This window comes from Oleiphilus sp. HI0123 (assembly GCF_001635315.1).
The window spans coordinates 1-1,100 of record NZ_LWGE01001425.1 but is presented as its reverse complement, the minus strand read 5'-3'; the positions used below and the strand labels follow the sequence as shown (position 1 = coordinate 1,100).

1 protein-coding gene is annotated in these 1,100 nt (G+C 46.2%); it reads left to right on the top strand.

Annotated elements, in window-relative coordinates:
* Positions 1-96: 96 nt before the first annotated feature.
* Positions 97-1,100 (top strand): PEP/pyruvate-binding domain-containing protein (locus A3761_RS18455; RefSeq protein WP_304439626.1); only part of this gene is annotated, 1,004 nt, incomplete at its 3' end.

Genomic DNA, 1,100 nt, shown 5'->3' with positions numbered 1-1,100 from the left:
CAAATAAGTTAGCATAAAGTGTTACAATTCACACCTGCTCGCGTTAAGTAAAGCGCATAATTATCAGTATTTCGCTAATGTACAGGAGAATAAGCCTTGCAGGACTACATTATTTGGTTTGATGAACTGGGTATGAACGATGTTGATCGAGTGGGGGGAAAGAATGCTTCACTCGGCGAGATGATTAGTCATCTATCTTCTGTAGGGGTAAGGGTGCCGGGCGGTTTTGCTACAACGGCTCAGGCATATTGGGACTTTCTATCAGAGAACGGCTTAAGTGAGCGTATCAATGCAGAGCTTGCTTCACTCGATGTAAAAGACGTTACAGCCTTGGCAGAAAGTGGTGCCAAAATTCGTGGCTGGGTGATGGAGGCTCCGTTTCAAGAGGCTCTCAATAGGGCGCTTGAAGATGCTTTCAAAAAGCTACAAGACGGAAATCAAAACTTGGCCGTTGCAGTTCGTTCTTCCGCCACTGCCGAAGATTTGCCTGAGGCTTCTTTTGCTGGTCAGCAAGAAACCTTCTTGAATGTTACCGGAATCGAACAAGTTAAAGCTCTGGTTAAAGAAGTTTTTGCTTCGCTTTATAACGATAGAGCGATCTCTTATCGTGTTCACCATGAGTTTGAGCATAGTGAAGTCGCATTGTCCGCTGGTATTCAAAAGATGGTGCGCAGTGAGACGGCGAGCTCCGGTGTTATGTTTACCCTCGATACCGAATCCGGCTTTAGAGATGTGGTGTTTATCACTTCCTCATATGGCTTGGGTGAAACTGTCGTGCAGGGTGCAGTGAACCCAGACGAATTTTATGTACATAAGCCCACTTATGAAGCTGGTCGCCCAGCAATTCTCAAGCGTAACTTGGGTAGCAAAGCGATCAAGATGGTCTATAGCCAGGATGATAGTGACTCACTGGTTGAAACCGTCAAGGTTGATATGGCACAGCGCAAACAGTTCTCACTGAGTGATGAAGAGCTCAATGAGCTGACCAAGCAAGCGCTGATTATCGAGAAACACTATGATCGCCCGATGGATATCGAGTGGGCAAAAGATGGTGATGACGGTGAGTTGTATATTGTTCAGGCGCGCCCTGAAACGGTTAA